The sequence below is a fragment of the Streptomyces sp. TRM49041 genome, from assembly GCF_008271805.1.
Lineage (GTDB): Bacteria > Actinomycetota > Actinomycetes > Streptomycetales > Streptomycetaceae > Streptomyces.
This window is the reverse complement of the sequence record NZ_VSRY01000123.1, coordinates 13,457-36,234: the sequence shown is the minus strand read 5'-3', so window position 1 is coordinate 36,234 and position 22,778 is coordinate 13,457. Positions and strand designations below refer to the sequence as shown.

The 22,778-nt window shown below is 73.7% G+C and carries 20 protein-coding genes and 1 riboswitch; of the genes, 9 read left to right on the top strand and 11 right to left on the bottom strand.

Annotated features, from left to right (window positions below):
- Both FVS66_RS14755 and FVS66_RS14750 read left to right on the top strand, forming a co-directional pair.
- A complete protein-coding gene (locus FVS66_RS14755; protein ID WP_149181655.1) occupies positions 1-297 on the top strand; it encodes a hypothetical protein in 297 nt (98 codons plus the stop codon).
- A 37-nt stretch (positions 298-334) separates the two neighbouring features.
- On the top strand, positions 335-550 hold the full coding sequence (locus tag FVS66_RS14750; protein ID WP_149181654.1) for a hypothetical protein: 216 nt from the start codon (positions 335-337) through the stop codon (positions 548-550).
- Positions 551-559: 9 nt separating this feature from the next.
- Here the strand turns inward: FVS66_RS14750 and FVS66_RS14745 are convergent, their stop codons facing one another.
- From FVS66_RS14745 to FVS66_RS14710, 8 genes are all read right to left on the bottom strand, one after another.
- On the bottom strand, positions 560-5,653 hold the full coding sequence (locus FVS66_RS14745) for a NaeI family type II restriction endonuclease (protein WP_149181653.1): 5,094 nt from the start codon (positions 5,651-5,653) through the stop codon (positions 560-562).
- Positions 5,646-6,581, bottom strand: coding sequence for a MoxR family ATPase (locus tag FVS66_RS14740; protein WP_149181652.1), 936 nt, complete (start codon positions 6,579-6,581; stop codon positions 5,646-5,648). The genes FVS66_RS14745 and FVS66_RS14740 overlap by 8 nt, the downstream gene beginning before the upstream one ends.
- Positions 6,578-8,644 carry a hypothetical protein gene (locus FVS66_RS14735; protein ID WP_149181651.1) on the bottom strand — a complete coding sequence of 689 codons (2,067 nt, stop codon included), beginning with the start codon at positions 8,642-8,644 and terminating at the stop codon, positions 6,578-6,580. The genes FVS66_RS14740 and FVS66_RS14735 overlap by 4 nt, the downstream gene beginning before the upstream one ends.
- Positions 8,641-9,666: an alpha/beta hydrolase gene (locus FVS66_RS14730; protein ID WP_187645526.1), complete on the bottom strand. Its 1,026-nt coding sequence runs from the start codon at positions 9,664-9,666 to the stop codon at positions 8,641-8,643. Before FVS66_RS14730 ends, FVS66_RS14735 begins: the two co-directional genes overlap by 4 nt.
- Before the next feature lie 213 nt (positions 9,667-9,879).
- Entirely contained in the window at positions 9,880-10,221 is a 342-nt protein-coding gene (locus FVS66_RS14725) for a DUF5713 family protein (RefSeq protein WP_149181650.1), read from the bottom strand.
- A 112-nt stretch (positions 10,222-10,333) separates the two neighbouring features.
- A complete protein-coding gene (locus FVS66_RS14720) occupies positions 10,334-11,371 on the bottom strand; it encodes a 2-dehydropantoate 2-reductase (RefSeq protein ID WP_187645525.1) in 1,038 nt (345 codons plus the stop codon).
- 57 nt (positions 11,372-11,428) lie between these two features.
- Positions 11,429-12,940: a hopanoid C-3 methylase HpnR gene (gene hpnR / locus FVS66_RS14715; RefSeq protein ID WP_149181649.1), complete on the bottom strand. Its 1,512-nt coding sequence runs from the start codon at positions 12,938-12,940 to the stop codon at positions 11,429-11,431.
- Positions 12,941-13,005: 65 nt separating this feature from the next.
- Positions 13,006-13,326, bottom strand: a complete 321-nt coding sequence (locus tag FVS66_RS14710; protein ID WP_149181648.1) for a CU044_2847 family protein — start codon at positions 13,324-13,326, stop codon at positions 13,006-13,008.
- A gap of 233 nt (positions 13,327-13,559) precedes the next feature.
- Here FVS66_RS14710 and FVS66_RS35005 point away from each other — a divergent pair, with 233 nt between their 5' ends.
- Complete coding sequence (locus FVS66_RS35005; RefSeq protein ID WP_187645524.1) at positions 13,560-14,513, top strand: CAP domain-containing protein; 954 nt, start codon at positions 13,560-13,562, stop codon at positions 14,511-14,513.
- Positions 14,514-14,534: 21 nt separating this feature from the next.
- On the opposite strand, the gene FVS66_RS14695 is transcribed toward FVS66_RS35005, so the two are convergent.
- Positions 14,535-16,232, bottom strand: coding sequence for a sigma-70 family RNA polymerase sigma factor (locus tag FVS66_RS14695; RefSeq protein ID WP_149181645.1), 1,698 nt, complete (start codon positions 16,230-16,232; stop codon positions 14,535-14,537).
- A gap of 226 nt (positions 16,233-16,458) precedes the next feature.
- Here FVS66_RS14695 and FVS66_RS14690 point away from each other — a divergent pair, with 226 nt between their 5' ends.
- Positions 16,459-17,130: an SGNH/GDSL hydrolase family protein gene (locus FVS66_RS14690; protein ID WP_149181644.1), complete on the top strand. Its 672-nt coding sequence runs from the start codon at positions 16,459-16,461 to the stop codon at positions 17,128-17,130.
- On the opposite strand, the gene FVS66_RS14685 is transcribed toward FVS66_RS14690, so the two are convergent.
- Positions 17,096-17,917, bottom strand: coding sequence for a peptidoglycan recognition protein (locus tag FVS66_RS14685; protein ID WP_399225562.1), 822 nt, complete (start codon positions 17,915-17,917; stop codon positions 17,096-17,098). The two genes, FVS66_RS14690 and FVS66_RS14685, sit on opposite strands and share 35 nt — an antisense overlap.
- A gap of 155 nt (positions 17,918-18,072) precedes the next feature.
- Between FVS66_RS14685 and FVS66_RS14680 the strand changes: the two genes are divergently transcribed.
- Together FVS66_RS14680 and FVS66_RS14675 are read left to right on the top strand one after the other, a co-directional pair.
- On the top strand, positions 18,073-19,524 hold the full coding sequence (locus FVS66_RS14680) for a WGR domain-containing protein (protein ID WP_149181643.1): 1,452 nt from the start codon (positions 18,073-18,075) through the stop codon (positions 19,522-19,524).
- A complete protein-coding gene (locus FVS66_RS14675) occupies positions 19,521-20,024 on the top strand; it encodes a hypothetical protein (protein ID WP_149181642.1) in 504 nt (167 codons plus the stop codon). Before FVS66_RS14680 ends, FVS66_RS14675 begins: the two co-directional genes overlap by 4 nt.
- Positions 20,025-20,037: 13 nt before the next feature.
- Here the strand turns inward: FVS66_RS14675 and FVS66_RS14670 are convergent, their stop codons facing one another.
- On the bottom strand, positions 20,038-20,460 hold the full coding sequence (locus FVS66_RS14670) for a DUF350 domain-containing protein (protein ID WP_149181641.1): 423 nt from the start codon (positions 20,458-20,460) through the stop codon (positions 20,038-20,040).
- Positions 20,461-20,693: 233 nt separating this feature from the next.
- On the opposite strand from FVS66_RS14670, the gene FVS66_RS14665 reads away from it, so the two are divergent.
- The 3 genes from FVS66_RS14665 (at position 20,694) to FVS66_RS36580 (ending at position 22,446) form a co-directional block, all read left to right on the top strand.
- Complete coding sequence (locus FVS66_RS14665; protein WP_149181640.1) at positions 20,694-21,164, top strand: SRPBCC family protein; 471 nt, start codon at positions 20,694-20,696, stop codon at positions 21,162-21,164.
- Positions 21,165-21,185: 21 nt separating this feature from the next.
- Positions 21,186-21,848 (top strand): NAD(P)H-dependent oxidoreductase, encoded by a 663-nt coding sequence (locus FVS66_RS14660; protein ID WP_149181639.1) that lies wholly within the window; start codon positions 21,186-21,188, stop codon positions 21,846-21,848.
- Between the two features lie 391 nt (positions 21,849-22,239).
- Positions 22,240-22,446, top strand: coding sequence for a hypothetical protein (locus tag FVS66_RS36580; RefSeq protein WP_316248185.1), 207 nt, complete (start codon positions 22,240-22,242; stop codon positions 22,444-22,446).
- A gap of 107 nt (positions 22,447-22,553) precedes the next feature.
- Positions 22,554-22,756, top strand: a riboswitch (cobalamin riboswitch).
- Positions 22,757-22,778 lie beyond the last annotated feature (22 nt).

The window sequence follows — 22,778 nt, the reverse complement described above, 5'->3', positions numbered from 1 at the left end:
GTGCAGGGACTTGCCATCGAGGTCCAGCAGGCCACCCGGTGCCGCCGGGGCGCCCTCGGTGTCATCGGTGCGACCGGGCCGTCGTGTCTGCCCGCTCACGACCGGACCGGACGGACGCGGCTCTGGAGGGGTATCGGTGCTTCGACCGTACGCCGAGGACACTCGCAGGCGTACGCGTGGGGCATGGGGCTGGTCCCGTCCGGCTGCGAACCGGAGGTGCCGGCGTTGCCGGTGGGGCTGCGCCGCCGCACGGAGGAGGCGGCGGCCGTGGACACGGGCGACGCGGAGGGGCCCTGACGCGGCCGCCCCTCACCCGGCGGCGTACGGTGACGCGGTGCAGCTACGACGTGGATTGACCGTGCTCGGCCGGTGGGTCGCCTGGTGGGCGGTCGTCACCTTGTTCCTGTGGGGTGTGACCCTGCTGATGTCGGGCCCCGAGAGCTTCGCCGACTGCGCTCGGGGTGCCGCCGTGATCATCGTCGTCGGGGAGTGCGTCGACCGGCTCAGGCGGCGCCGCCTCAAGCGCCGGGCCGCCACCACGGGGCGCTGACCGGCGCGTTCACCGGGGGCGGCGGGGGCTGGGCAAGTCCTGGGGCAGCGGCTCCACGGGGTCGTCCGAACCGGCCACGACCCACGCCACGCCGCCCGCCAGCACCGAGGGCCCGGTGTGGTGCGGGCGGCGCCGGGCCAGCCGTACGCTCACATACGCGTCCGCCTCCGGCACGGGCACCCGCAACGCCGCGGCCAGCTCCCGCCCCCGCCGGTTGCCGCCCAGCACCAGAACCCCTTCGTCCCGGAGCGCCACCGCCGCCTCCCGGACACGCCGCGCACTGTCCCGGCGCCGCGTCACCGCCCGCAGCGCGGCGTCCCGTACGGGTCGGCCCCGCACCCGCCGGAAGAGCTCGGCGGCACGGTCCGCCGCGGACGCGGGCGCCAGGATCGCGGCACGGTCCTCCTCGGCCAGGCGCAGTAGCACGTTCTCCGGCAATGGCGCGTCCTGGTGCAGCCAGAGCATGCCCGTCCGGGCCTGGGCGGAAGGCGTACCGGGCCGCCTCCGCAGGAGCCCGGCCGACCAGCGAGCGTGCCCGTCGTCGACGGTCACCACCAGGCAGAGGCCCTCCGCCGTGGCCACCGGGGACGTCCACTCCCGCCCCCCGAGCAACAGCTCGAGCCGGCAGGCCGTGGTGAACGGCAAGGCGGTGTGCAGCGCCCGCTCCAGCTCGGGGCGGATCCGAGCTCGCTCCCGCTGGTCGAGCTGCTCGGGATCGAACCTGCCCGTGGTTACCGGGGCGAGAGCGGAGTCAAGACACTCTCTCAACATCACGGCCGTACGACTTCCGTCCGGATCCAGGTCATTGAAGGCCCGTGCCAGCATGAGTAGTTCGGCGTCGTACGCGGACAGGTCCACCTGCGGGGTGAGGACGACGGAGACCACTTCACCGGACGCGGCGGTGACCTCGCGTGGCACGAACCGGCCTGCCACGAGCCCGTCGTCGCCCTGCCGCGTGAGGCGGCCGAACGCCTCGGGTGAGACGCAGAAGGTCGGATGGACGGGAAAGTTCTCCGAGATCCGCCGGAACTCCGCGGAGCGCAGCATCGCGAAGGCGAGCCGGATGTCGAGCTCGGTCGCTGTCTTCGTGGCGCGCGGGTCCACCGCGCGCGGGTCCACGGTGCCGGGGCCCACGGTGCCGGGGCCCACGGTGCCGGACTGCTCGGTGCCTGAGTCGGTGGTGGCGGTGTGCACCGCCAGGCGTGCCGCCGGCCGCCTGCCGGACGCTTCGAGCGTGTCGGGAAGCCGCGCCGCCAGCTCGCCGAGCAGCGGATCGAGCGGCACGTCCGGGTCCACGAACAGCAGGCAACCGTCGTCCGTCGCCTCCCAGTGGCGCTGGTGCCGCGGTGTGAGGACGCCGCCCGCCTCCAGGGCGTCGATGACGGGTGCGAGGACCCGGAGCTTCTTGTCCGGGTCCTCGCCGTCCGCCTCGATCGCGATGACGGTCCAGGCGGCGGGCCCTTCGCCGTCGAGGTGGGACCGCGCGGCGGCGAGCAGGCGGCGGGCCTCGGCGCCGTCGGGGTCCTCGGACCCGGCGAAGAACATGAGGGCCTCCTGTGCCGCCGCCTCCGCCGCGGAGGGCCGTCGCAGCGTCAGCAGGCTCCGGGCGATACGCGTCAGCGCCTGGCCCTCGGCGCGGCGCAGGCCCTGGAGGCGGAACTGGCTCCGGACACGACGCTGCACGGTGAGGAGCTCCTCGTACCGGCGGGCCGCCGCGAGCGAGTCCTCCAGACAGAGCAACGCGTCCAGGGTCAGCGGGCTCGGCCCGGGGTCGGGGAAACAGCCGAGTGCCTCCTGCGCCAGGGGGATCGCCTCCCCGGTCCTGCCGAGCCGCGTGAGCACCCGGGCCAGCTCGAGACAGCTGGTCGCCACTCCGTGGCTGTCGTCGTCGGCCCGAAAGGCGTGCAGGGCCTGTTCCAGATCCCGTACGGCGTCACTCGGCGCCCCGCGTTCGACGGCCAGCCTCCCGGCCAGCAGGGCGGTGAGCCCGCCGGTGGCGCGGTCCTGCTCCAGGACGGAGCGTGCCACCACGCCGAGCGTCTCCTCGGCCTGGCCGGGCCGACCCGCGGCGTACTGACCGTGTGCCAGGGCGACCACGAATCGGATGTGCGCCAGCTGGTCCGATCCGGGCCACGTCGTGATCAGGGACCGGGTCGCGTCCTGATACCGGGACCGGTAGGGGATCGACGAGGCAAGGTCCTGAAGGAGGAGCAGCAGGTCCGCCAAGCGGCGCAGCAGCGCGCTGTTGGCGGCGCGAGGAGAGTCCGCCGTCGTCGGCAGCGCCAGCGCGTTGGGCAGCCACACATCGTCCGTGCCCTGACTCGTCCAGGGCTGCGCGGGTTCCACCCCGAGCCGGGCGGCGAGTCGGGAACCGGGCCGCCGCCGCTCGTACAGGGCGGCCGCGGCGAAGAGATGGAGGCGCAGGAGCCGGGCGGTCGCGTTCTCGGCGTCCGGGCTGTCGTACGCGGACCGCCGCACATGGCGGTGCACCGCTTCCGGCATCCGGTACAGGTCGGCACCCGGCCGCTCCAGCAGCCCCTCGGTCACCAGTCTGTCGAGCGTCGCCTGTGCGGCCCGCCCGGTGCCGAGGAGGGCCGAAGCCTCTTCGCGCGTCAGTTGCCCGGTCTCCGCGAGGGCGAGCAGCCGCATGGCCTCCAACAGCCTGCCGGGCAGATGGCTCAGCCGCAGGCGCAGCACCGCTTCGAGGTCCTCGCCGGGTTCGGCGGGCGCCGCGGCGGGCCGGGCGGCGCGCAGCATCCGCCTCAGCTCCGGCAACGGCGGCGCGGACCCCGAAGCGATCCAGGAGCCGGTGATCCGGAGAGTCAGCGGCCACCAGGCGCCGCCCGCGGTCAGCCCCCGGAGCGCCGCACGGTCCTCGTCGCCCTCCATGTCCACCAGGGAGGTGAGCAGCGCATGGGACTCCTCGTGACGGAGGGGAGGGAGCAGGATCTCCCGGCCGACGGGGTTCGCCGGCATGTTCCGGGAGGTGACGATGGCCGCGCAGCCGGGTGCGGTGGGCAGCAGACGCCGGATCTCGTCCCAGTCCGGCGCGTCGTCGAGAACGAGCAGGACGCGTCGCCGGGCGAGTGCCTCCGCCAGCTTCGCCGCGAGCTCGTCGGCGGTGTGCGGGCCTTCGTCGACGGGGGCGCCGAGGTCGGTCAGCAGACGGTGCAGGGCGGCTTCCGGCGGCACGGGATGCTCGGTCGAGCCGCGCAGGTCCACGTAGAACTGGCCGTCCGGGTAGTGCTCCCGCACCCGGTGAGCCACGTGCAGGGCGAACGCCGTCCGGCCGGCGCCCGGAGATCCGAGCAGCGCGCTCACCTGGTGGACCCCGCCGTCCGGCGCGCTCAGCCGTGCCACGAGCTGGTTCACGGCCTCGGTGTGGCCGACGAACGGGTGGGGCGGGGCCGGGAGTCGCGGAGACGGGGCGGTACGGGACTCATGTGCTCCGGACGGCGCTCCCGCCGCCTCCTCCGGCACCGCCAGCCCCAGCAGCTCCAGGGTCTGCCGTGACGCACGGGCGAACGCCTCGTGCTCGGCCGGCAGAGCCTGCGGCCCGGCCGGGTCCCGGACCACCGAGGGGAGCCGGGCCCGGCCGTCGCCCCGGGAGGCGACATGCCGGTCGAGGGCCTGGTGGACGCGCCACGCCTCGTGGGCGGGGAGCCGCTCCCGCAGCACCGCCCTCGCCTCGTCCGGCAGCACCAGCTCCAGGGGCCCGTGCCCGTCGCCGTCGCTTGCCTGCTCCAGCTCGAACAGGCCGCTGGTCACGACCTCCGCCACATCGGCGGTCGTCGCCTCCGGCACGAGCTCCCGGCGGATGACGTGCAGGAGCTGCAGGCTGAGCCGGTCGAACGGCGAGCACAGCACCGCCAGACGCGCCGCCCGGGGCGCCGCGGTACGGAGGAAGCCCTTCGCGACCGTGCCGGGTGGCAACGGCACGGCGGACGGCCGTGGCCGGCCCGGCAGGCGCCCGCCGGGCGGGACGAGTACGGCGGTGCAGCCCTCGGGGTCGCCGCGCATCGCGGCCCGCGACCAGCGGTCCAGCGAGTGCGGCGACAGCGAGAGCACAGGAATCGGCAGCCATGCCCCGGAACCGCCCTGGCCGGTGCTGTCGGGGTCGGCGAGGTCGAGGAGCGGGGGAGCCTCGTGCGGGAGGCGACTGCGGTGGGCGCCGGGGGCCGCGGGCGTGAACCGGACCGTGGGCAGGTTCAGTCCACCGCGCCGCCACAGCTTCGTGGGCAGCGGGTTGAGCAGCGCCATGGGTGTCGTGGCCGCCCACGCGCGTAACAGCTGCCAAACCTCGGGCGCACGCCACGGCTCGGCCATGCAGTCCGACACCACGACGACCAGCCTGCGCCCGTCCGCGCGGCGCAGCTGCCCCGGCGCCCGTGGACGGCCGTCGGCGTCGAACCCGAGGTCCCGCACCTGGAGGGTGCGGAAGGCCCCGAGGCGGTCGAGGACGGTCGTGAAGTCGGTGAGGGTCTCCTCCCACACCCTCATGTTGGGGGAGCGGTCGACGACCAGGGCCAGGTCGAACCAGCGTTCCGGCGCGGCCGCGAACACCGGGAGCAGCTCGCCGCTGCGGGCGTAGCTGTCCACCGTCGCGTCGATGTCGAGGGCGCTGCGCCGTCCCTCGGGCCACGGGCGCTTCCACGGCCGCAGCGCCCGTGTCACCTCCAGGGCACGCGGCAGCCCCGTCGCGTGGGGTGCCGCCACGGCGTGGCCGCGCATCCGGGTGTCGCTGCCCGGAAGCCGTTCGTGCAGGGCGCGCGTCCCACCGGACGAGGTGGCGGCGACGGGACCGCCCATGCCATGCCCGGGTGTCACCGGACGCTCCGGTACCGGCTCTTCCGTAGCGTCCGAGGCGGGTGCCTCGCCGCCGTCCGCGGTCGACGGCGGACGGGTGGGCGGCGCGGTCGCGGTCGCCTGCTGCTGCCCCTCCGCCATCCGGGCCGCCAGCCACAGGGCCTCGGCCAGCGCCGTACCGTCGAGCCCGACACCCGTACCGGGTTCGTCGCCCGGCCCGGCACCGGCGTCCGGTCCGGCCAGACCGGGGACGGCCAGGCGCAGGGCGGAGAGGACCCGGGCCAGTGCGTCAGGCACGGGACAGCTCACGCAACAACAGGTCCACGACGGCCTGCCGCCGTTCCTCGTCCGGCGCGCTGCCACCCGCGAGCAGGTGTACGGCGTTGAGCAGCTGGTCCACGGCGAGGCTCTCGCCCGCCGTGAGCCGTTCCACGAACGCGCCCACCAGCTCACCCGCCGCCGCCGACCGTGCCGCGTCCGCGCCCAAGTGCGCCTCCACGACCCTCAACAGAGTCTCCGGCGTCGGCATCGGCATCGTGAAACGGATACACCTGCGCAGGAACGCCGCCGGGAAGTCCCGCTCGCCGTTGCTGGTCATCACGATGAATGGGAACTCCGTGCACTGAACCCGCCCCCGCCGCACCTCGTGCAGGGTGTCGCCGCCCCACTCCCGGACGGCCACCACGTCCTTCCCGTACCGGGCCAGCTCCGGGATCTCGAACTCGCCCCGCTCCAGCACGTCCAGCAGGTCACTGGGGAGGTCCAGGTCACTCTTGTCGATCTCGTCGATCAGCAGCGCCCGTGGCCGCGGCGTCGGCAGAAGGGCCGTGCCCAGCGGGCCCATTCGAAGGAACGGCGCGATGTCGTCGCCGCCACCGGAGCCCTCCAGCCGCTGGGCGTGGATCCTGCCGAGCGCGTCGTACCGGTACAGGGCGTCGGCGAGACCGCTGCGGGACGTGATGTGCCAGCGCAGCACGGTGCCCAGCTCCAGCTCCGCCGCGACCTGCTCGATCACCGTGGACTTGCCGGAGCCCGCCGGGCCGGTCACGAGCAGGGGACGGCGCAGCACGAGCGCGGCGTTCACCGCTTCGACCAGACCCCGCGGCGGCACGAACTGCTCGTGCAGGGACCGGCGCGGGAACGCCCGCCAGGGCGGCGGAGGGGCCAGCTCCACCCGCTCCTGCGGCGCGCTGCCGTTCCCCGCGTAGAAGGGCTGCCAGGTCATGCGGGACTCTCCCCATCCGTCGCGAACTGTTCGAACCACCTGCAGAACTCAAGCCACTCCGGGTCGTCCCACACCGTGCGCAAACGGGCCAGGTGCCCGCGCTCCGGCGCCCGGCGCGGCGTTCCGCACCCGTTCCATCTGTCGCGGTACGCGCGGCAGAACTCCACGGGCAGCAGATGCCAGTAGGTGTCCACGCAGCGGCGCGCCTCCGCCGGGACACGGCGCGAGTCGTCCTCCGGCCAAAGCACGATGGGCGAGGAGGCCAGCAGCGTCTCCAGCATGTCCTTCAGATGCGGCGGCCGGTGCTCCAGTGCGACCGCTCGTGTGCGCGGCCCGCTCAGCAGCCGGTCGTGGAGCTCGCGCACCTGCCGTGTGTCGCCCTCGCCCAGCCAGTCCACGCGGGTGCTGTCCGGGCACGTCTCCATGGCGCGGAGCGTGCTGCGGGCCCGGTTGTTGATCCACCACAGGTGTTCGGGCGGCTGGATTCGGTCGCTCCACCGCAGCACGACGTCGTGCTCCGCGCCCAGCCGCATCCCGAAGTAGGTCTCCTCCGGGCGCCACTGGACCAGCAGGGGAGCGGGCGCGGCGATCTCCACCCGGCGCAGCGGCGCGTCCAGCGCGGATGCCAGCCGCGACGCCCACCGCAGTGCCGCCCCCACCTGTCCCTCCACCCCGGCACGGTCCGGGGTGCACGCGAACTCCTCCCGCTCGCGCACCGTTCCGTCGTCCAGGAGCCAGGCCGCCAGCGTCTCGGGCCACTCGTCGCCGACCGCCGCGTGCAGGCTGACCACCAGCCGCAGCCGCATGTCCCGCGTCCGGTCGTGCAGCCGCTCGAACGCGTCGTTCAGGTCGATCCCGGCGCCCAGGGCCGCTGCCCAGGCGCGTACCGCGGGCGTACCCGGCTCCACACCGGTCTCGTGGGCCAGCAGGGCAACGAAGTCCGTGAGCGGCACGGTCCGCCGCTGCCCGGCGAGTGGTGCCCGCAGCAGCAGATACTCGACCGCGTCCCGCAGCAGTTCGGCGCCCGACGAATCGGGCAGCGGGTCCACCGGGCCCGGGCATACTGCGGTCAGCGTCCGTCGCAGCAGACCCGAGGTGAGCGCGGCGCCCGGCCAGGCACTGAGCAGCCCCACCGTCCGCGCGGCCGCGTCCAGCGCGTCGACCACACCAAGCGCCCACGCCCGTTCGGCCGACGGCGCGGCCGCCGCCAGCCCGGACCGGACACCGTCCAGCTCGCGAACCGTCGTCACCTGACCTTCGAGCAGTGCGTCGTCCACGGCCGCGACCGCCCGGGTCAGCTCCTCCGACCCCACCCGGCCGAGCAGGGCACCGGTGAGGCCGGCGGAGTGCCGCGGATTGTGCGCCAGCCACAGCCGGGCCGCGGCGAACCGGGCGCCGTCGAACTCCGCCCGGAGAATCGCCTGCCCCGCCGTGCCGGCGTCGTCCCGCACGGCCTCCACGACGGCCTCGGGCAACAAGATCTCCCCCGACGTGGCGATGCCGTCCTGGAGGACCTTCACCAGGGTCCTGCTGAACCGCAGCCCGTACGCCTCCTCGGCCGCCCCGGACCCCATGAGCAGCGACAGCCGTGTGTCGCCCTGCCGGATGCCGTTCGCCACGGACTTCAGATCCGGCACCGCGTTTCCCGCGTGGCACGTGTCCACGATGGCGATGACCCCCGCGACGCCCTGCGTGTCCAGCGCCTGCGCCAGCAGCGACCCGACGTCCACCGCCGTCACGGGCGCCTCCGCCCGAGAGTCGCCGGCCATGAAGTACAGGCTCGTCCCGGACGCCATGCCGTGGCCCAGCAGCGCCACGACGAGCACCGCACCGGCCTCGCCCGCGCTGAGCGCGGCCCGGCGGATCGCCTCCTCGACGTCCGCCCGCGCCAGCCCGCCACCGCACAGCAGCGTCGCCCCGCTCGGCGGGTCCTTCTCGCAGCCGCCGGCCCAGGGAGCGGTGAGCGTCTCGTGCAGCGCCCCGGCCGCTTCCTCCAGCTCGTCCAGCGGGCCGAGGTCGGGACACTGCGCCCCGATCACCAGGGCGTGGCGCGGGCCGGTCATGACCCGGTCACCGCGGTCAGGGCCTCGACGAGCGGACCCGCCACGGCCGGCTGGGCCAGATACTTCGCGGCCGGGTGCACCCACACGCCGTCCGAGTCGACCCGTCCGCTCACGGGCCGGACGGAGGCGGCGTTGGGCTGGACGAACTCCTCCAGCGCGGGCCGGGCAGCCACGATGTCGTCCCGGTCCCAGAAGTTGAGCCACCGGCCCACGCACGCCGGAGCACTGAGCGGCTGCGGCCGCACCCGTGGCCGCACGGCGGTCCGGACACCGAGCGGCGACCCGAGAGTGATCAGCAGTGGCACCTCGCCCTCGTGCGCGTGCAGGGTCTCCAGGGCGACGACGGTGCCCAGGGAGTGGGCGACGACCACCGTGGGGCCATCGGCGTCCAGGCACGCGGCGACTCTGCGGCGGATCCGGGCATCGAGTGCCACGCCCGCTTCGTCCGGCTCCCCTCGGTTGAGATAGCGGGCGACCTGGCCCAGCATCCCGGCCGTGACTCGCGCGCTGAGCCAGCCGCCCGTGGACCGCAGCCCCGGCAGCGACAGCAGACTCGTCAGGGCGTTCACCGCGCGCCGGCCAGGAGCACCCATGCCCTGGGCCCCGCCCGGCGGGGCCAGTTGGGTGCGGGCGTGCCGCAGCGCCCTGGCCTCGGCCGGGGCCAGCGCCGCGTCCTCCAGCCGCTCGTCGACGGCTTCGAGGAGGAGCGTGGCGACCAGCTCCTCGTCCTCCCGCCAGGCCCCCGCGCCGGAGCCCGCACCCCCGGCTCCCGCACCGGCAGACCCCGCACCCGCGGAGCCGGTACCCGCCGCGCCCGTGCCCTGTGCTCCGGGTCTGCGGAACAGGTCACCGTAGTAGGCGAACCGGATGTCGGCGGCCCAGCCACCCGTCAGACCGGACAACCGGCCCGCGTGACCGGCCGCCCGGGCCCCGTGAGCCGCCGCGCGTAACCACTCGTCCAGATCCGCGTCGGCGTCCCGGGGGCCGCCGATGCCGTGGACGAACACCAGACGAGGCTTCATCGTTGTTCCCCCATCGACGTCCATGCTGTCGTTGGTCGATCTTCGCGTGTGCGGCCGAACACCGGCAAGCCCTGTGGAAAACCCACGGACGGTGCCACTCCCGGTCCCGGCCGCACGCGGTCCGGTGCGGGATCAGCCGGCTCGAGCGCCACCGGGCCCTCGCCATGGGATACGACGAACTCGCTGTACCGACAGCCGTCTTCGGGCCGTCGCTCACCAGTCCCGGGTGGCGATGAGCTCCTCCACGTCCGCGTCCGTGAACCCGTAGGCAGACGCGAGAAACCAGAAGTCCTCGGCGATCTCCTCCCGCGCAACCGTCTCGATCTCGCTCCCGGCTGCCTCGAACTCCTCCTCCAGCAGGTTGAACTCCTCCGTCGCGGCCTGGGTGAGTACATACAAGGCCGCCAGGTCCGACGGCTGCTCAGCCTCGATCCGCTCGCACAGCCGCAGCAGGATCGCCCTGCCCTTGTCGACCACGTGATCGGGGAAGTACTCGTCCGCGAACAGCTGCCGCAGAAAGGTGTGACCCGCCACCTGCTGGTTTGTGATCGGCATGACGCCTCCCCATCCCCTTTGAGAACCGACGCGCCGATCATGCATCACACCACTGACAGGCGAGGCCGCCGACGAGCGCCCAGGGGACGTGAACAGCGCTTTCACCACAGCCCTAGCCGCGCCGCCCGGCCGCCACGCCACTCAGCTCCGCGTACAGCTCCGGCCCGGACCAGCGTCGGGCATGCCCCACGGCGGCCGCCTCCGCCTCCCGGACCAGCTCCGCGAGGCGGGTGTTCACCGGAGCGCTCAGACCGTGCCGGGCGGCCAGCGCCACGATCTCGCCCTGCAATGTGTCGATCTCCGTCGGGCGGCCGCGCTCCAGGTCCTCCCACATGGACGACCTGGCCTGCGCGTCCACCCGCAGTGATGCGGCGGCCACCAGCCGGAACACCCGGTCGGGCAGGCGCAGCAGACGGGGCGTCATCGCCGCCGGGACCGGACCCAGCCGGGCCGGGGCCACGCCCTCCGCCCGGAACACCGCGAGCGCCTCCTCCTGGCACAGCGCCAGACACCGGCGGTACGCCCGCGCGCCCAGCTGGTCGCGGAGCGGCAGCCCCGACAGGGCGTTGACGGCGTTGTTGAGGTTCATCAGCAGCTTGGCGTGCTGGACCTCCGCCATGTCGCCGCGCGGCTCCACCACCAGCCCGGCCCGGCGCACGGCCCCCACCAGCGGGCCGGCCGCCGGCACGTCGTCGACCATCAGCGCGCCCGCCGTGCCCTGGTGGAAGGCGCCCGGAGCCGTACGCACCACGTTGTACGGGACCATGCCCGCCAGCACGGTCGTCCCCGCGGGCAGGGCGGCCCGCAGCAGCTCCGCGTTGTGCAGACCGTTCTGGAAACTCACCACGACGGTGTCAGGCCCCAGATGCGGGCCGATCGCCCCGGCGGCCTCGCGCGTGGCCCCCGACTTCACGGTGACCAGGACGTAGTCGGCGCCCGACACGGCCGACGGCGTGGTCGACGTGCGGAGCATGCCCGGGGCCACCTCCGCGTCCGGGCGGCCGCCGCCCGTCAGTCGCAGCCCCCGTCCCCGTACGACATCCATCGCGGCCGGGCGGCCCACGAGCGTGACGGCGCAGCCGGTGGACAGGGCACCGCCCAGGTGGCAGCCGATACTGCCCGCGCCGAACACGGCGATCCTCAGTGGCATGCGGCCAGTGTGAACCCCGGGAGCGTCCCGGTCGAGCGCCCGACGGCCGTCAGCCGCTCACACCTCGTCCGGGTCCGGCGCGGCCCGCCGGTGGGTGGGTGTCGCGGTCCTCGTGTGGATGAACAGCTCCTGCCGCCCGGGAGGCGCCCCCCGGTGCTCGGGCAGCGGCAGCTCGTACATCACGGGCCGACGGTGGTCGGCCAGCTGCCGTTCGACGTTGTACACGCGGCCGAACTTCCAGAGCATGCGGGCGAAGTTCGTCTGGCCGCGCAGCAGGTTCTTGCCGAGAATGCCCATGGCGCCGACGGCGGTCCGCATCCCCAGGTGCTTGCGGTTCAGCACCGCCTGCGTGCGCACCAGTTCCCGGTAGAAGACGTCGAGCGGCAGTTTCGTCGGTACGACCGCGTGCTGGATGTCGAAGAGACGGTAGTCCCGCGTCGTCAGCTGACGGGCCTCCGTGTGCCAGATCTCCGTCCCCGGATACGGCGTCATCACCGTCAGATGCACGATCTCCGGCACCGCGAGCGCGAACTCCCGTACGAGCCGGAACCGCTCCTCGTCCCAGGCCGGGTCGACGATCAGATTGATCGCCACCATGATGCCCATCCGCCGGGCCGCCTCCAGAGCGCGGAAGTTGTCGTCGGGACTGACCCGCTTCCGGTAGAGGTCCAGGCCCTCGGCGTCGATGGCCTCCATGCCCAGGAACATGTACCGCAGCCCGAGCCGCGTCCAGCGCTCGAACACCTCCTCGTTGCGGAGCAGCACGTCGGCGCGTGTCTCCAGGTAGTAGCGCTTGCGGATACGGCGCCGCTCCAAGGCGGCGGCGATCCCGTGCCCGTGCTCCGGCCGGATGAACGCCACGTCGTCGACGATGAAGACGTTCGGCTCGCGGATCGACGCCATCTCCTCGGCCGCGGCATCCGCCGACGCCTTTCGGTAGCTGCGCCCGTAGAACGTCCACGCCGAGCAGAACGAGCAGTCCCAGGGGCAGCCGCGGGTGAACTCGATGGAGGCGCAGGGGTCCAGCTCCCCGATGAAGTAGCGGTTCCGCTTGCGCATGAGGTCACGTGCGGGGCGTGGGTGGTCCAGGCTCTCCAGGAGCTTGGGCGCGGGGCCGCGCCCCTCCGCGGACACGACGCCCGGCACCGTGCCCAGGCCGCCGTCGCGTGCCGCCTCCAGCAGCGGTGCCACCGCCGGCTCGCCCTCCCCGCGCACGATCGCGTCAACGGCGCCGTCGGCCTGATTCAGCACATGTTCCGCGATGAAGGAGACACTGTGCCCGCCGAAGAAGACGAAACATCCAGGAGCCGCCTCCTTCGTGCGCCGGGCGATGTCGATCGCCTCGGGAATGTTCGCCAGATAGTTCAGGGAGATCCCCAGGGCCTCCGGCGCGAAGGACCGCAGCTCGGCCTCGAGCACGGCGGGGGACAGCACCTGAAGGTCCACCACACGCACCTCGTGGCCGGCGTCCCGGGCCGCCGCCGCCACCCGTTCCAGGCCCAAGGGCTCGAGTCGAAGGAAGATCTCCGAGTACATCAGGGAACTCGGGTGGACGAGGAGCACGCGCATGTGAATCTCCAGCCGGATGGCGACAAAACCGTCTGTTCTGGCATATGTGTGCGGTCAGTGCGCGGTCAGTGGCTCCTCCAGACCAGGCGGACGGCGAAGTTCACGTCCGCGGTGCCCTTCGCGACGATGACACCGGTCTCACCGCCCATCTTGAGACCGAACTCCAGCTCCGCCTCGTGCGGGCCGAGCCGACGGATTGTCTGGAAGACCTTCGACAGCGTGGGGCCCAGCTGGTCCATCGCCTCCTGCAGCGACATCCGGGCCCTGGCCACCACGGCTTCGCCGGGGACCCGCTCCAGATCCGCGCCCACCAGGTCGTCGTCGACCTCGAAGACGGCCGCTCCCTGGCTGCCGTCCCCCAACTCGATCGTGATCAGCTCCGCCACGGGTCCACCTTGACCCAGCGGCACGGGCCGCGCACGCCGGGCCGTCCGGAGGGACCACCCGGACGACCTCGTGGCTGCTTTCCGCCGCTCCGCGCGCGGGCACGGTTTCCACGACCCGCCGGTACGGAAGCCTTTTTCTCACGAGAACTGTTGTCGACGTCGCTGCGCCCGATCTCCCTTGTGCCGGCCCCGAGCCGGCAGCCCTTGTCAGGAGAGCAGAGAGCGGAGTACCCGTGCAGCACCCCCGAGACGCACACGACCACGACCACGACCAGCCCGGCCACCGGGACCGGGACCACGAGGCCGCACGCCGTGACCGGGGTGCCCGCCACGGCCGCCGCCGTGCGAGCCGCGGGGCCGCCGTGACGGCCCCGCGCCGTCACGCGAAACGCCGCTGGACCTACCAGGGCATCGGCACCATCGTCGCCGGCACGGTCGCCGTCGCCGCGGTGGCGACCGGCACCGTCGTACTCGGCGGCACCGGCGGAGACGCCGGCTCGCTGGCCACCCGTACGGCCGCACCCGTCCCCCGTGACGGGGCCGACGGCACCCCGACAGGCACGTCGGCCACGCCTCCCGGCATACCCAGCGCCGCCCCGTACCGCTCCGCGCAGCCGTCACCCGGCGCCAGCCCGGCCGCCTCGACCCCCGCTCCCACGGCCCCGCGCGTCACGCCCACCCCGCGCACCGTGCCCACCACCGGCCGGGGCAGGACCGACGCCCCGACCGCACCAGACGCCCCCGCCCCGGTGGACCCCGCCACCCCGAACGTCGCGAACACGCCCCGGACCGGCGCCGCGCCCGCCGAGTACATCCGCCGCGTCGTCGAACTCGTCAACGCCGAGCGTGCCAAGGCCGGTTGCGGAGCGTTCCGCGTCAACAGCCGCCTGCAGGCCGCCGCACAGGGCCACGCGGACGACATGGCCGCCCGCGACTACTACGAGCACGACACCCCCGAGGGCCGCGACGCCGGCGATCGGATGGAGGCCGCCGACTACCGCTGGCGCACCTGGGGCGAGAACATCCACCGCGGACCCAAGGACCCGGCCACCGCCGTGCGCGACTGGATGAAGAGCCCCGGACACCGTGAGAACATCCTCAACTGCTCCTTCAAGGACATCGGCGTCGGTGTGAACCTCAGGTCCAACGGCCCGTGGTGGGTGCAGAACTTCGGCGCCGCGGGGTAGCCGGAGGGCGCGGGGCGCCGCCTATGCCGGGCCGGCCAGGGTCTGCACCCACACCATGCCCTCCGGCCCCGGCACGGCCGCCACGCCGGTGTCCCGGTACTCGCAGCCGAGCATGTTCTCCTCGTGGATCGAGCCGTCCATCCAGTCGTCGACCACTCCGGCAGCGTCCCGGGGACCACGGTGCAGGTTCTCGGCCCACGCGCCCGGGTCGTACCCGGCCTCGGCGATGCGCGAGTCGGCGTGCCGGCCCTCCGGGCTCGCGTGCCCGAAGTAGCGCCGCGCCACCATGTCGCGCGCGTGGGCCCGTGCCGCCGCGGTGAGCCGGGCGTCCAGCCGCAGCGGCCCGCACCCCGCCTCGGCCCGCCGGGCGTTCACCAGCTCCGTCAGTCGCTCCGCGACGGTCGGCTCGGCGCGCCGGGTGACGCTCGCGGAGGGCGGGGGCGGGGGTACGGAGGCCGGGCCGGGCGTCACGGCCGGCGACACCGTCGGGGACGGCGTGCGGGCGGCGGTGGGGGACGCCGTCGGGCTCTGCGGCGCGGCGAGGTTCCCCCTGGACGGCGCATCGGAAGGGGACGGTACGGGGGTACGGGGCGTTGCGGGCCACAGCAGGGCCGACAGCACCCCGCCGAGGACGAGCCCCCCGACGACAGCGGGCACCCGCCACCGCGGGACACCGCCGGCGGGACCCGAGACGGCGGCGCCGGAGGAACCCTCGCTCGGGGGTACGCCGCCCGCCAGCACGCGCGAAGAGCCGTCCGCCACAGGACCGGACGGACCGTGAGCAGCCGACGCTGAAGCATCGTGCGTGGCCGCCCCTGTAGCGCCGTGTGTGGCGGCCCCTGAGGCGCCCTGGGTGACGGCTCCTGCAGCGCCCTGCGCCACCCCGCCTTCCGCCACCGCACCCGCCGTCGCAGCCGTTGCCGCCCCGAGCTCGGCCGCCGGGACCGACGGGTACCCCGACAGGGGAACGACCAGGGCGAGCCCCGCGAGGAGTCCCTCGGCGGGGATCAGGCCGGACCAGTGGCCGCCGCAGGCACGGCAGCCCCGGGCATGGCGGGCGACGCGTTTGCGCCAGATCGCGGCCGGGCGGCCGTCCCAGTCCGCCGTGAGCCGTGCCAGCCCGTCGCAGCGGGGCTCGGCGGCCAGGGTGCGCACCACCACCCGCCCGGTCTCCAGCTGGGCCTTCATCCGCTGCACCCGTACCGCCGCGTGGCGTCCGGGGACGCCCAGTGCCTCGGCCAGCTCCGCGCGCGTGAGTTCCCCCGCGGCCTCCTGCCACCACAGGGCCAGCAGCGCCCGGTCGTCCTCGTCGAGCCACCGGGTGGCCTCGGCGACCTCGCGGCGCTGACCGGAGAGCCCGAGCCGCAGGATGGTCAGGTCCACGAAGTCGCCCGCGGGGTCGGGCCGCTCCACCACGCGCTCCAGCGAGGCGACCGCCGCCTGCTGACGGTCGGTCCAGCGCCGCCGTATCTGGTTCATCGCGATGGCGACCAGCCACGACCGGAAGCGGGCCGGCTCCCGCAGCCCGCCCAACCCGTCGAGGGCCCGGAACATGGTGTCCTGGACCACGTCGTCCACGTCCGCGTGTCCGTCGAGGGCGCGGCCCACGACGTTGTAGACCAGTGGCAGATAGTCGGCGACAAGCCGTTCGCGCGCGGGCCCGTCACCCGCCCGCGCCGCGCTCACCAGTTCCGGAATGTGGTCACTGTCCGTGTGCATGCCCTGCCTCGCCCCGTCGTTCCGTACGGTCCTGTCGTCGGGGGACCCGGGAGCGCACCGCCGACAACGGAAATCAGCCGGACACTACGCACCCCGAGCCACCGGAGCGAATCTTTCGAAGCGCCACGCGGACCCCGTCGGGCCTTGCCCACGGTGCGGCACGGAAATAGGTTCCCCATGAAACCGTCCAGGCCCGGGCCCCAGGCCCCCGGCTCCCGGAGTCCGCATGCCCCTGCACGTCCCCGCCGGTTCGCACATCCTGTTCCAGGGCGACTCCATCACCGACAGCGGCCGCGACCGCCACCCGTACGCCGATGTCAACGCCGCCCTCGGCCACGGCTACGTCTACCTGGTCGCCGCTCGCGCGGCCGCCCGTGCCCCCGGCCACCGCTGGCGGATCACCAACAGGGGCGTGAGCGGCGACAAGGTCCCCGAACTTGCCGCCCGCTGGCAGGCCGACACCCTCGAACTGGCCCCCGACGTCCTGTCGGTCCTCGTCGGCGTCAACGACGCCTGGCGCGTGGTGGACGGCGACTCCGGCGACATCGACGCGGACGGCTTCCGCGGCGCGTACGACGCCCTCCTCGCCCGTACCCGCCAGACCCTCCCGGAGCTGCGGATCGTGCTGTGCGAACCGTTCTGCCTGCCCAGCGGCCCCGGCTCCGACTTCGATGAGGCCCTGGCCGCGCAGGTGCTGCTCCGGCAGCAGATCGTCGCCGAACTCGCCACCGCCCACCGCGCCGAACTCGTACGGCTCCAGACCGTCTTCGACGAGGCTGCGCGCCGTGCCCCGGCGGCGCACTGGATCCACGACGGCGTGCACCCCACGGCCGCCGGCCACCAGCTGCTCGCCGACGCCTGGATCAGCGCCGTTGCAGCCGGGCCGCCCGAGCGCTGATGTCGGGCAGCTTCGCGTACAGCGCCGCGCCCGGGCAGGTGGTCGGATAGCCGTCTGTGTGGCCGCCGACGACGGGCAGCACGGCCGTCGTCCCCTTGGGGAAGCGTGACGCGTCGTTGGTGGAGACGAGGGTGACCGTGCCACGCGGGTCGGGCCCCGCGGGGTCCAGTTTCCAGGCGACCAGCCGGGCGATCGCGTCGAGCATCGGCTCCGGCACCCGCGCGCCCTCCGTGAACGTGCCGATCGCCGCGATTCCGACCGTGCCGTCGTTGAACCCCTTGGTGTGGGCGCCGATGACCGCCCGGTCCACGCCGCCCGCCCGGCCCTCGTAGATGGTGCCGCAGGCGTCGACGAGGAAGTTGTAGCCGATGTCGTCCCAGTGCCTGCCGTAGGCGTGACCGGCGTACACACCGCGCAGGGTCTTCGGGACGCTCTCGCAGTCGTAGCCGTTCGGGCTGCTCGTGTGGTGGATGACGGCGGCCTTCACCGCCGGCGCGTACCGGGCGGCGGGAGCCGTCGACACGCTCTCCGCCCGCCATGCCGTGCGCGGCACGATCACAGGCCGCGGACCCTGTTGGCGCACGGCGCGCTGCGGAGCCGTACGCTCCGGATCGCCGACGGCGGCGTCCTTCGGTGCCGACGACGGCCCCAACAGGACACTCGCGGTGGCGAGCAGCGCCAGCACGGTCAGGGACGCGGCGGCGCGGGCTCGGCGGGTCCGCGGCAGACGCATGTACGACGCCTCCTCCCCGTCCGAGCCGCCCCCGACGTTGTCGCGTTTCTCCACATCAGCACCATCGTCGCCAACGGTTCGCCGGTCCGCCCGCCGGAGTGCTCCGTACGGGAGACCGCGACCGCGGCGATTGTCAGTGGTCCGCCCTACGGTTTGAGCAGTGGGACCCACGGGACAGGCCGGGGGTCCGCCCTGGGGAGGGGTGTGTCATGTCCGCTGTGTCCATGGAGTCGACGACGTATCTGGAGCTGTCGCAGGACGCCGGCGTCGCGCACAAGTTCTACGAGGTCACCGTCGACGGCCAGGTGGTGACGGTGCGGTACGGGCGGATCGGGGCAGCCGGGCAGACGCAGACCTCCACGTTCCCCACGGTGGAGAAGGCCCGGGCGGCCGCCGCGAAGAAGGTCGGCGAGAAGGTACGCAAGGGCTACGCGCCCGCCGTGCCCGGTCAGCGCCCCCCGCGCGCGGTGACCCGGCGGCAGGTGACCTCGGCGCCTTCCACAGCCCGGGCGGTCGCGCCGGTGCTGTGGCGGTTCCGCACCGGCTCCTCGGCGTTCGGTATCCACGTCGACGACGAGCGCTGCTGGGTGGGCAACCAGGCGGGCGACGTGTACACGCTTGACCACGACGGCGGCGTCCTGGCCCGCTTCAGCCTGCCCGACGGCGTGAAGTGCCTGGTCGCCGACGAGTTCTGGATCTACGCGGGCTGCGACGACGGCCGGGTGTACGACCTGTCGTCGAAGCTGCCGTTCGCGGCGTACGACATCGCGGCGGACGTCGACATCTTCTGGCTGGACATCCACGAGGGCGTGCTGAACGTCGCGGACCGCGCCGGCCGGCTCACCGTCATCGACCACGAGGACGAGCACCAGTGGTCGCGGCGCGGCCAGGGCGAGCACGCCTGGATGGTCCGCGCCGACGACCGGGCCGTCTACCACGGCCACCAGCGGGGCGTCACGGCCTACGCTCCGGACGGCGGCGGCGAGCTGTGGCACACACCTACCCGGGGCGGCGTCCTCTTCGGCTGGCAGGAGGACACGGCCGTGTACGCGGGTACCGCCCACCGAGTGGTCCAGCGGCTGTCGAAGGACGACGGCACGATCGAGGCCACCTACGCCTGCGACAGCGCGGTGTACTCGTGCGCCACCTCGCCCGGCGGACGGTTCGTCTTCGCCGGTGACGCGGCCTCGTCCGTGTACTGCTTCGACCGGGACGGTACGCGGCTTTGGAAGCTCGGCACGGGCGGGGGCTCGGCGCTGTCGATGCAGTACCGCGACGAGCGGCTGTACCTGGTGACGACGGACGGCTCGCTGGTCTGCGTGGACGCGAGCGAGGCCGCGGTCACCCAGGCCCAGCAGGGCACGGTGCCGGTGGCGCGGGACGTCAAGCTGGCCGCCGCACTGCCGACGTACGCGCCCGCCGCGGCGGCGGCCGCGGTGCCCACCGTGGTGAACGCCCCCGCGGGCTCGATCGTCGTGGAGTGTGTCCAGGAGGCCGGCCGGATGCGCGTCCACGTCGTGTCCGAGGGCTACGAACAGTCCTGGAACGTGCAGTTCCCGCGTGCGATACGGCAGCCTGGGGCGCGTTTCGTCGTGGACGGCCTGCACGCGGCGGCGGGCGGCTTCTACCGGGTCCGCGGTGACATCCGGCGGCTGCTGTGACCGGGGCGGACTCCGGGTTCGAGGCCGCCACGGGCGACGGACCACCGCCTCCGGACCCGGTGGCGGACCCGGTGGCGGGCGTGGCGGCGACCGAGCGGCGCGCGGCCGAGGTCCGAGTGGCGTACGAGGGCCTGCTCCAGATCAGACGGCTCACCAACACCGCGGGCGGCGACCCGCGGGCCGTGCCCGCCGCGTGGGAGCGCAACCAGCCGGTCAGAGCGGTCGCCCTGGCCCTGGAGGCCGCCGGTATACCGCCCTCTGCCCTGGACGCCGAGGGGCGGCGCGTCGCGACCGGCTACCGCGTCGGACCCGGCGAGCGGCCGGACTCCGTACGGGTCGAGTGGCTGGGCCCGCCCGGCGGCGGCGCCGCTCAGGGGGAGGAGACGGCGCTCGCCGAGTGCGCCCGGGCCCTGGAACGGCTCGGCTGGGAGGCGCTGCTCTACCGCGGGCCCCGCAAACGGCGCTTCCTGGAGGCCGAGCCCGTCCGCGTCGCGGAGTGAGCCGTCCGGTGGGTCAGGCGATGGACGCCGACACGATCGCGGACACCGCGATGTTGCAGGACGCCGTCACCCACACCGCCGGGTGCGGCTCCGGCTCCACCAGATGGGCGCCGAGACGTCCCGGCGTGATGAGGTCCACCACCACGAACGCCACGGCCATCATCACCAGCCCGAGCAGACCGAACACCGCAGTGGAGGCCAGGCCCTTGCCGAAGTCGTCGTACGTAGACCAGATGGAGGTGAACACGATGCCGCCGATGCCGAGCAGCGCCGAACTCAGCAGCAGGGCGCCGTTGCGGTTGCGCCCCTCCCAGATGAGCCGACGGAGGTTGCCGGGCGTCAGGACGTCGACCAGAACTATGCCGAGGATCAGCAGGATCAGCCCGAGGCCGCCGTAAGCGGCGGCCCGGCCGAGTCCGTTGACGATGTCGATCATTGAGAGCCGGCTCCCCGTGTCAGAAGTGATCGTGAGTGATCGTGGTCAAGGCGACGCAAAATGTAGCGCACGGCCACGGGAACCAGGCCGGTGCGGTGCGGCCGAACTCCCGTGACCCGTATGGCCGCGTCATACGGCGCTCCGCGGCGATTCCCGCGCAGAGTGGAACGGCACGCGGAACGCCGCCGCGCAGGCGCCCCGCGGACCAGCCGCCGATGCCCCGGAGGAACCGCATGGCGCTCGACGAGACGGCCGAGCGGGTGATCGCGCTGCCGTGCGACCAGGTCGCCGCGTACGCGATGGACTGGCGGCACGACGCCGAGTGGACCCAGGGCATCCGCGAGGCACGGCTGACCCGGGAGGGGGACCAGGGCGGGTTCGGCGCCGGCGCCGAGGTGACACGGACCGCGTACTTCCTGGGCAAGCGGATCGACTACGTACTCCGCGTCGCCGCGTACCAGCCCTCCCGGCTCCTGGACATGGTCTCGGTCGCCGGGCCGATGCCGATGCACGTCACCTACACGTTCGACCCGCACCCGCGCGGCACCCTCGCCCGCATCCGGGTACGGGGCGACGCCTCCGGCTACTACCGGCCGGCCGCACCGCTCATCGCGCGGAAGGTCCGTTCCTCCCTCCGCAAGGACCTGCGGGACCTGGAGCGCATCCTGCTCCGCCATGGGCGGCGACCCCGACCCGGCCTGTGAACACACCCGAAAGGCACACTCATGAGCACCCCAGCACGCGGCCCGCTGTCGTTCCTCGTCATGACGGGTTCACGGCGGGCCGGCTCGCTCAACACGAGACTCGCGGAGCTGGCCGTGGCCGTCGTCGAGGCCAACGGAGCCGCGGCCCGTCTCGCCTCCGTCAAGGACTTCGAGGTCCCCGACTACGACGCCGACGTCGAGAAGGCCGACGGGATCCCCCACGGCGCGGAGCGTTTCCGGCAGCGACTGCTGGAGGTGGACGCGCTCATCATCGCGTCGCCCGAGTACAACGCCTCGGTGCCCGGTGTTCTCAAGAACCTCATCGACTGGACGTCACGGTTCCGGCCGCAGCCGTTCAACGAACTCCAGGGTCTCCTGGTGTCCGCGTCGCCCTCCATGGTCGGCGGCAACCGCGGGCTGTGGGCGCTGCGCGTCCCGCTGGAGCACCTCGGTGCCCGTGTCTACCCGGACATGTTCTCGCTGGCCTCCGCCCACACCCAGCTGGACGGCACAGGCCGCATCGCCAACGACACGCTCCAGGAGCGCTTCGAGGCCAACATCGCCAACTTCATGAACCTCGTCGAGGCCACCACGCACTACCCGTGCGTCAAGAAGGCGTGGGTGGAGTATCTCGGCGAGCGCCCGGACCCGGCCCTCGACCGCACCCAGGAGGAAGCCCGGTAGGGAGGCGCATGGAGCCCGCCGCCCGGGGGAACCGGCCCGGGCACGCGGCGGACCGCCCGTCCGTGGGCCCGCCGCCCACCTGCTCCCGTGGAGGATTCGTCATGCGTTTCTGGACCCGAGGACTGCTGGCCGGGGCCGCCGGAACCGTCGCCCTGAACGTGGTCACCTACGGTGACATGGTGCTGCGCGGGCGCCCCTCCAGCGACATACCGGCCGAGGTCGCCGGCCGGCTGGCCGACCGCGCCGGCATCGGCGGCGGCGAGGACGGCGGCGAGGACGGCAGCGAGGACGGCGGAGAGTTGCGGAGCAACCGCGAGCAGGGCGTGGGCGCCCTCCTCGGATACGCACGGGGCTCGGGGTCGGACTCGCCTACGGCATGCTGCGGAGCCGTATGGGACGCGGGTGCCACGGCCTCGCCCTCGCCCTGCCGGCCGGACCGTTCCTCGGCGCGGCGGCCATGGCGGCCGGCGATCTGCCCGCCACCGCGCTGGGCGTCACCGACCCGGCCGAATGGAGCGGCGCCGGCCGGCTGTCGGACATCGTTCCGCACCTCGTCTACGGCATGACGACCGCCGCGGTCTTCGAGCGGCTGCGCTGAGCGCACCCACCGTCGCTCGCGGCACCTGCCGGCCGCGGCCACGCTTGACGTCCGCGGTGGCCGTGGGTCGGACCGACGCGGCACCCGGACGGTCGCGCGGCCCCCTGTGGTAGCTTGCGCAGGCCAGTCGCACTCCGTACGACATGTACGTACGTGGGTCAGGGAATCCGGTGGGAGTCCGGAACTGACGCGCAGCGGTGAGGGTGACGGGCGAGGCACACGAAGCCACTGGACCGGCCCGCCGGCCCGGGAAGGCGCCTCGCCCGGATGACCCCGAGTCCGAAGACCTGCTGGCGCATTCGTACGGACCGGGGCCCCGCGCATGGGCCCAC

Coding starts and splice junctions, on each gene's coding strand:
- FVS66_RS14720 (WP_187645525.1), bottom strand. CDS start 11,371: ATGCCACTGAGGATCGCCGTGTTCGGCGCGGGCAGTATCGGCTGCCAC.
- FVS66_RS14670 (WP_149181641.1), bottom strand. CDS start 20,460: ATGATCGACATCGTCAACGGACTCGGCCGGGCCGCCGCTTACGGCGGC.
- FVS66_RS14735 (WP_149181651.1), bottom strand. CDS start 8,644: ATGACCGGCCCGCGCCACGCCCTGGTGATCGGGGCGCAGTGTCCCGAC.
- FVS66_RS14680 (WP_149181643.1), top strand. CDS start 18,073: ATGTCCGCTGTGTCCATGGAGTCGACGACGTATCTGGAGCTGTCGCAG.
- FVS66_RS14660 (WP_149181639.1), top strand. CDS start 21,186: ATGAGCACCCCAGCACGCGGCCCGCTGTCGTTCCTCGTCATGACGGGT.
- hpnR (WP_149181649.1), bottom strand. CDS start 12,940: ATGCGCGTGCTCCTCGTCCACCCGAGTTCCCTGATGTACTCGGAGATC.
- FVS66_RS36580 (WP_316248185.1), top strand. CDS start 22,240: ATGGGACGCGGGTGCCACGGCCTCGCCCTCGCCCTGCCGGCCGGACCG.
- FVS66_RS14740 (WP_149181652.1), bottom strand. CDS start 6,581: ATGACCTGGCAGCCCTTCTACGCGGGGAACGGCAGCGCGCCGCAGGAG.
- FVS66_RS14665 (WP_149181640.1), top strand. CDS start 20,694: ATGGCGCTCGACGAGACGGCCGAGCGGGTGATCGCGCTGCCGTGCGAC.
- FVS66_RS14725 (WP_149181650.1), bottom strand. CDS start 10,221: ATGCCGATCACAAACCAGCAGGTGGCGGGTCACACCTTTCTGCGGCAG.
- FVS66_RS14690 (WP_149181644.1), top strand. CDS start 16,459: ATGCCCCTGCACGTCCCCGCCGGTTCGCACATCCTGTTCCAGGGCGAC.
- FVS66_RS14695 (WP_149181645.1), bottom strand. CDS start 16,232: ATGCACACGGACAGTGACCACATTCCGGAACTGGTGAGCGCGGCGCGG.
- FVS66_RS14730 (WP_187645526.1), bottom strand. CDS start 9,666: ATGAAGCCTCGTCTGGTGTTCGTCCACGGCATCGGCGGCCCCCGGGAC.